Below are 7,265 nucleotides of genomic sequence, written 5' to 3' on the forward strand. Positions count from 1 at the left end.
GTTTTCGAGCAGGAAATCTTCCTCGGTCATGGCCTTTACACCAGGCCCACGCAGTTCCCAGGCCAGACCGTCAGCGTCGGTCAGCAGCGGCTCGTAGTTCGTGGCCAGCCACCAACGCGGCATGGCCGAGCCCTTCAAGCCGGGCTTCACCATGTGCAAATAGCTGGGCAGGCCGTTGATCGGCGGCGGATCGAAGTTCATCGCCAGCCGCTTCATGCGATAATCGGCGGCCACCAGCACGCGGGCGAAATGGCTGGTCGCCGGTACGCCGGTGAGCGTGATCGTCTGCGGCCCGAGTTCTTGCTCGATGCCACGCAGCGTGGCTTGCGGATCGGCGCCGATCGTTTGCTGATACTTCATCGCCTCTTGATAGCGGCGTAATCCTTCGGCCGTCGGATCGATCGAGCACGAGATGCCTCCCTGCGCGGCCTGCATCGCCGAACGCAGCGCGACCAAGAGATCATCGAGCAACAGCACGGCACGGCCTGTGTTGGCGCCGACGATCTCGCCCGACTCGCCGACCTTCCATCCTTCGCCAAAGCCGGCCAGTACGATGTCGTTCTGTTCGGGATAGACGAAGACGTAACGCAGCCGCTGCAAACCGGCCAGGTATTTCACATCATCCGGCAAGTCGCGATTCTTGAGCCGGCAATCGTCGATCGTGGCCATCAGCCCACGCAAAGAGATCTTCCGCAGCTCGGTCGGCTGCGCCAGGTCTCCCGGCACCGCAGCCAACGCCTTCACCCGCACGTCGCGCAGCTTGTGAAGATTATCCTGCTGTGCATTGGCCAATACACCATCAGCATTGATCGAAATACCACCCACCGCCCCGGCAAAGAACCCGGTGCTGGGAATCAGTCCCTGTTGGCCATAACTCGCATCGGCCGAAAGAAGAACGGCGCATCCGATCGTACAAACGGCGACGACATACCCGAGGGCTGACACCCGACGGCCCATGGTCTATCTCCTCTGATCACCTTTTTAAATTTTTTGCACGGTCGTTTCCGCGTCGTTTCGCGGAATCGAATCTCGCACAAACCTAGGCAGCGAATTCACTGCTCAACTACCGGTGCCCGGTTGCCAATTCAAGGGCGTAAAACACCCAATTACGAGCGTACTTACAAATGTCGACGAATGCCAATATGCCGTGCGGCAGACCGCCGGTATACAGGACATCCCCCCGGTAGCGTTGACCGGGCGGATACCCCTGTCCAGAATGGACGGCAGAGATAGGCCCCCGCATTCCAGCGGGACGAGCCTGAATACGCCGTGCGTTCCGGCGCGGTGGGAGGCCCCAAATGTCCGTGCGGATTCCAGCCGTGGTTGCGGCACTGATGCTGTTAATCGTGGCCGTCAGCCCGGCGAAACACGTCCGGGCCCAGGACAAAGCCGCCCCCACGAAAGCCGCGCCTCCCAAGACCGCGCAGCCCAAGAAACCTCTGCCCAGCAAAACTGCTGAGGAAATCGAGAAGGACGAGTTCCGCGCGGCCAAACGCGAACTTCAAGTCAAGCTGCGTAGTAAGCAGCCGGTCGAGCGCATCGCGGCGCTGCGAGAGTTATCCAACTATCGCAATGTCGAGGCGGCCCGACTGATGGTCACCGTCGGTCTGCGGGATGACGAACCGTCGGTCCGCGACGTCGCCTACCATTTGCTGCTGGAAGTTAATGACGACACCGAAGTCGCGCGCTACCTGCTCGTCACGGCCAACAAGGATACCCGCTACGACGCGGTCAACCCGACGACGTTGCAACTGTTGGCCGTGCTGCTCTCCTCGCAGTCGCCTGACGTCCTCCGGGACACGAGCGCTTTTCTGGACAAGCGAGCCGGCACGCATGAAGGCCTGATCATGGTCGAGACCCTGGCCGACGAGTTGGGCAGTCGTGGACAGGCCGAGGATGTCACCCCGTTAGCGAAGCTCGCCGGGCTGAAAGTCTTTGCCGCGGAATTCGGCCTGCGTCGCGCCGTCGCCGAAGCACTGATGAAAATCAGCGACCCGAAGGCGATCGGCCAGTTGGTGGCCCTGTTGGAAAAAGTGCAGGGCGAGATCCGCGCCGAAATCGTCAAACACCTGACCGAAATGACCGGCCAAAACCTCGGCGTCGAAACTGCTCCCTGGCGCGAGTGGTGGAAGGCCAACGAAAAGAGCTTTCAGTTAGTCGCCGCCATCCCGAAAAAGGACACCAAGGATGCCTCGCTCATCGAACTGTTGAAAGACAAGCCGAAGTACTACGGTCTATCGATCTACGCCCAGAGGATGGTGTTCATCATCGACACCTCTGGCAGCATGCTGCAGGGGGGGCGTCTGATGGCCGCCAAGCGCGAGTTGCTGCAGGCGATCGACGGCCTGACGGACGATTCGCAATTCAGCGTCGTGGCTTTTAATGCCGAGGTCTACCCCTGGCAAAAACATCTCGTACCGGCCAACGCATCGATGAAACACGCCGCGTCACAGTGGGTCGACTCACTCGATACAGGCACCAATACGGCGTCGTTCGACGCCCTGGAAGCCGGGCTGCATTTTGACGCCGAGGCGATCTTTTTCTTGACAGATGGCGTTCCTCAGGGGGGCAACATCAACAACCCGGCCGATATCGTGAACCTGATCACGCGCGGCAACTCCGCCAAACGGATGTCGATCTACACGATCGGCATCGGCGTGCTCGGCCCCCAAGGAGGGCTCTTCGAACAATTCCTAACGGCCCTGGCCAAACGGAACTGGGGTGTCTATCGCCGCGTCGATAACTAGCCACCGCAACTGGCCGCCCCGGCTGGCCACCGGTGCTCGTGTGGTTCCCGCCGGGCCGGTTTTAACGGCGCCGGCAGCAACTTTTGCCGACTTTCCCAGTCACCGCACCATTTAATTAGCACCACTTTCTTGACCGTAATTATCCTGAAATATGCGGTCGGGTTCGGCTCGCATCACGACAATCGTGCGACCGGACGGCCCCACACTTCACGATCCCATCGATCAACCAGGAACGAAATCCATGAACCTCCGGATTTCCTTTTCACGAGTTTTCGCTTCGTTGGCCCTGGCAATCGGCTGTGGTGCGTCGGCGATGGCCGCCGGTGACCGTTCGCCCGAAGCGCTTGAGCAATCGCGCGACAAGATGGTCACCGATGACATCATCGGCGGTGGCATCACCAACATGCGCGTCATCCAGTCGATGCGGATGACGCCGCGCCACGAGTTCGCTCCCCCCAAGTTGTTCGACAAGGCCTATCTCGATATGTCGCTGCCGCTCGGCGAGCATCAAACGCTGACGCCGCCGATGCTCGTGGCCTATATGACCGAGCAGCTTGATCCGCAGCCCAGCGACCGGGTGCTCGAGATCGGTACCGGCAGCGGCTATCAGGCCGCCGTGCTCAGCCCGCTAGTGAAGGAAGTTTATTCGATCGAGATCGTCGAAAAGCTCGGCAAGCGCGCGGAAAAAACGCTCAAGAAGCTGAAGTACGACAATGTGTTCACCAAGCTGGGGGACGGTTTCCTCGGCTGGCCCGAGAAAGCGCCGTTCGACAAAGTGATCGTCACTTGCTCGCCGGAAAATGTGCCGCAACCGCTGATCGATCAGCTCAAGGAAGGGGGCCGGATCATCGTGCCCGTCGGCGAGCCGTATCAGCAGGTATTTCATCTGCTGAAAAAAGAAGACGGCAAGCTGACCAACGAAGCCTTGCGACCGACGCTGTTCGTCCCCATGACGGGCCAGGCCGCGAAGAATCGCAAGGTGCCGGCCGACCCGCTACATCCCACGCTGATCAATCCCAGCTTCGAGGAAACGATTCCCGACAGCGGCGAACCGACTGGTTGGTATTACATTCGGCAGATGGAACTGGTCGAAGTCTCGGACGCCCCCGACGGCAGACAAATTGCCACTTTCACCAACAAAGATCCAGGTCGTACCGCCCGCGCCCTACAAGGCTTCGCCATCGACGGACGTAAGATTCACCAGTTACAGATTTCGCTCATGGTCAAGGGGACCGACGTGAACGTCGGCATTGCCCCCGATCAACTCCCGCAGTTCGCCGTCATCTTTCTTAACGAGAACCGCGCGCCCGCCGGAAACGTGAAATTGGGGCCGTGGAGCGGCACGTTCGGTTGGCAGAAAATCACAGGCAAGCTGAAAGTCCCCCCCACGGCTCGCGAGGCCATTGTCAACATCGGCCTGATCGGCGGGACGGGCGAAGTCTCGTACGACGATATCCAAATGACGGTCTCGTCCAGCGACAATTGATTTAGTTAGACCTGCTGGGGGCTCAGGCCTCGTCCGTCGAAATGCTCCGCGACGGGTGGTGTGTCGGTAGCCCAAGGGAGTGCGAATTCACGCACGAGTCTTCGCCTCCTACCCGGTCGACTGGTTGCTGGCAATATGCCATTACCGCCCCCCTACGAGCGCCGCGTCCCTGGCCGGAATCCGCTTGCAGGCACCGGTCGGAAGTCGATAAGGTAGATGTAAGTGAATGTTTGGCGCATGCTACGCAGGGCCCGGTAACAAAACGGAGCCCAGCGACCGGGGGGTCACATCCGCAAGCCCCCGGCAGCCTCGGTCGCACGGCCGCGGGACGCCAATCCATGTGTGAAATTCCGAGGCGTGAATGCTGGCTTATCTGGTCATTCGGGAAGGCACGAAGTGGACGGACGTCTTTCGCCTGGTGGCGGGACAGACCGTAACGGTGGGACGTGCGCCCACGAATCAAATCGTCATCAAGGACGAGCGCTGCAGCCGCTGCCACGCCGAACTGTTCCAATCCGAGGGGCGCTGGACCCTGCGCGATCTAGATAGCCGCAACGGCACGATCGTCGGCGACGGGCTGGTCCGTGGCGACCATCCGCTCTCGCCGGGCGACATCATCCACATCGGCCGCTCGCAACTGGCCTTCGTCGACGACCTGTCGAAAGCCTTTCCCGATAGCGGCAGCAGCTCGCGCCCCACTCCCATGGCGCCCGAAGATGCGGCGCTCGAAACGCATCAGGAAGTGGGGGCCATCGACGGCCACGAGCCGACCACGATCACGCACCGCCGCGGCCAGACGAAATTTCTCGAACCGCGCGAAGACGAAGATAGCGGCGTTTCCAAGGTCGGTCGCGCCGCCGCCAAACTCTGTCGCCTGGCATTCGAGTTGGCCAAGAGCCCTGATTCCGTGGCCATGGCCAAGCTGGCAATCGCCGGCCTGTTCGAAGGGACACAAGTCGACGCCGGCGCGCTCTTGCTTTTACGCCGGGGCGCCGGGCCGACGGCCGAAGCGCTCGAAGTGATTGCCTCGCGCACCGATACCGAGCTGCCGTACTACCGCGTCTCTTCCTTCCTGGCCGCCACGGTGCTGCGCGAAGGGGAAGCGGTCCTCGCCCGCAACATCATGGGCGATAGCTCGGTCAGCAGCCGAGACAGCAAAGGCGAGATTCACGCCACCAGCGTGATCTGCGCGCCGATCCGTCGCGGCCGGACGCTGTTCGGCCTGATCCACCTGTACTCGACCAACCCCTCGCGCAATCCCGATCCCGACGATTTGGAATTCACGCTGGCCGTGGCCGATACCGTGGCCGTGGCGCTGCAGAATCTTCATCGCCGGCAGGAACTGGCCGAGAACCTGAACACGATTCGCGACGAGAACACGCAACTGCGCGAACGCCTAGGCGCGCAAAGCGAGATCGTGGGCACCAGTCCCGCCATCTCGCGCATCATCGAAGAGATTGCTCGCGCGGCGCCGTCCAACGCCACGGTCTTGATCCGCGGCGAAAGCGGTGTCGGCAAGGAATTGGTCGCCCGCGCCGTGCATTTCTCCAGCCCGCGTCGCAAAGGGCCGTTCGTGTGCGTCAATTGCGCGGCACTGGCGGAAAGCATTCTGGAAAGCGAACTATTCGGCCACGAGCGAGGTGCGTTCACCGGCGCCGTCGAGAAAAAAATCGGCAAGTTCGAAGCGTCGCACAAAGGGACGCTGATGCTGGATGAAATCGGCGAAATGAGCCCAACCATCCAGGCTAAGTTGCTGCGCGTGCTGGAAGGCCATCCTTTCGAGCGCGTTGGCGGCAGCGAATCGCTGAAGGTCGACGTGCGCGTGATCGCGGCCACCAACCGCGACCTGGAAAAGGACGTCACCGAGGGACGCTTCCGCCGCGACTTGTACTTCCGGTTGCACGTGCTCGAGATCGTCGTCCCCGCACTGCGTAAACGTCCCGAAGATATAACGATCCTGACCGATTATTTCTTCCAACGATTTATCGGCGAGACCGGACGCAAGATTCGTGGCTTCTCGCCGCGCGCCATGGAACAGATGCAGCGTTACCGCTGGCCGGGCAATGTCCGCGAGATGAAAAACGTCATCGAACGGGCGATTGTGCTGGCCGAAGGGGAATACATCGAGCAGCACGATCTGATGCTCTCGAAGCTCCCGACCACCGGCGACACGACCGACGTCCCCAGCGTGCCGATGGAATTCGTCCCCAGTTCGCTGGCCGACGTCGAGCGCAAGCACATCCTGGCCACGCTACGGGCAACAGGCTGGAACAAAAGCCAGACCGCCAGCATGCTCGGCATTGAACGCTCGACACTCGACCGCAAGATCCAGCGCTACGACCTGAACGAGGCGTTCCCACGCCGCGTGCCGTAGTACGCGTTCATTCCCTTTGACACGCTACAGACGAACGACGGCATAACAAGTTCCCGCGGTCCGTGATCGGGGCAGGAAATCATGGCCGTTGTCATGCGAACGGCATTAGCAATCGTGGCGGCGCTGGCCGCGGCCTTCGTGCTGGTCGTCGCTGTCGAATTGCTAAGCACCATCGTTCATCCCACCCCTCCCGACTTCACGGGAACTCAAGAAGAAATGTGCGACCACGTCGCACGTTATCCGCAGTGGGTGCTGGCCGCCGTGGTCGTCGCGTGGAGCGGCACGGCATGGATTGGCGTCTGGATCGCCACGCGTCTCGGAGGACGAACCGCCGCACTGGTCGTCGGCCTGTTTCTACTGGCGATGGTGTGCTTCAACGTCGCCATGCTCCCCTACCCAACGTGGTTCAAGCTGGCGATGCCGGTGTGTTTAGCGGCGGGTTGTTGGTACGGGCTGCATGTAGCAATGCGAGATCAACGGCGCGCCCCTGCTGCCCAAGGTCAGCTTTAAGGAACTACTAGAGCCGGTTTCAAAACCTACGTAGACAGATAGTGATGCAGGCTAAGAGGATAAAGGCTTGGTAGACGTTGCTGTAGTATTCGTAGCGGACGACGAGTCTGCGGAAGTTGTGCAGCCAGGCGATGGTGCGTTCGATCTT

General features: G+C 61.0%; 6 protein-coding genes. 4 read left to right on the forward strand and 2 right to left on the reverse strand.

Annotated features, from left to right (window positions below; translation table 11 throughout):
* The coding region (locus VGN12_07275) for a DUF1598 domain-containing protein (GenBank protein ID HEY4309237.1) at positions 1-957 on the reverse strand (957 nt) is incomplete at its 3' end.
* 341 nt (positions 958-1,298) lie between these two features.
* Between VGN12_07275 and VGN12_07280 the strand changes: the two genes are divergently transcribed.
* The 4 genes from VGN12_07280 (at position 1,299) to VGN12_07295 (ending at position 7,117) form a co-directional block, all read left to right on the forward strand.
* Positions 1,299-2,747 (forward strand): VWA domain-containing protein, encoded by a 1,449-nt coding sequence (locus tag VGN12_07280; GenBank protein HEY4309238.1) that lies wholly within the window; start codon positions 1,299-1,301, stop codon positions 2,745-2,747.
* 241 nt (positions 2,748-2,988) lie between these two features.
* The gene (locus tag VGN12_07285; GenBank protein ID HEY4309239.1) at positions 2,989-4,233 is read left to right on the forward strand and encodes a protein-L-isoaspartate(D-aspartate) O-methyltransferase; all 1,245 of its coding nucleotides are present in this window, start codon (positions 2,989-2,991) and stop codon (positions 4,231-4,233) included.
* Positions 4,234-4,594: 361 nt separating this feature from the next.
* Positions 4,595-6,607, forward strand: coding sequence for a sigma 54-interacting transcriptional regulator (locus VGN12_07290; GenBank protein HEY4309240.1), 2,013 nt, complete (start codon positions 4,595-4,597; stop codon positions 6,605-6,607).
* 81 nt (positions 6,608-6,688) lie between these two features.
* Entirely contained in the window at positions 6,689-7,117 is a 429-nt protein-coding gene (locus VGN12_07295; GenBank protein HEY4309241.1) for a hypothetical protein, read from the forward strand.
* A gap of 19 nt (positions 7,118-7,136) precedes the next feature.
* On the opposite strand, the gene VGN12_07300 is transcribed toward VGN12_07295, so the two are convergent.
* The coding region (locus VGN12_07300) for an IS5/IS1182 family transposase (GenBank protein HEY4309242.1) at positions 7,137-7,265 on the reverse strand (129 nt) is incomplete at its 5' end.

Source organism: Pirellulales bacterium, from assembly GCA_036499395.1.
Lineage (GTDB): Bacteria > Planctomycetota > Planctomycetia > Pirellulales > JACPPG01 > JACPPG01.

Bases quoted from the DNA above. Each gene is read 5' to 3' on its own strand.
- VGN12_07280 (HEY4309238.1), top strand. From the start codon at position 1,299: ATGTCCGTGCGGATTCCAGCCGTGGTTGCGGCACTGATGCTGTTAATC.
- VGN12_07285 (HEY4309239.1), top strand. From the start codon at position 2,989: ATGAACCTCCGGATTTCCTTTTCACGAGTTTTCGCTTCGTTGGCCCTG.
- VGN12_07290 (HEY4309240.1), top strand. From the start codon at position 4,595: ATGCTGGCTTATCTGGTCATTCGGGAAGGCACGAAGTGGACGGACGTC.
- VGN12_07295 (HEY4309241.1), top strand. From the start codon at position 6,689: ATGGCCGTTGTCATGCGAACGGCATTAGCAATCGTGGCGGCGCTGGCC.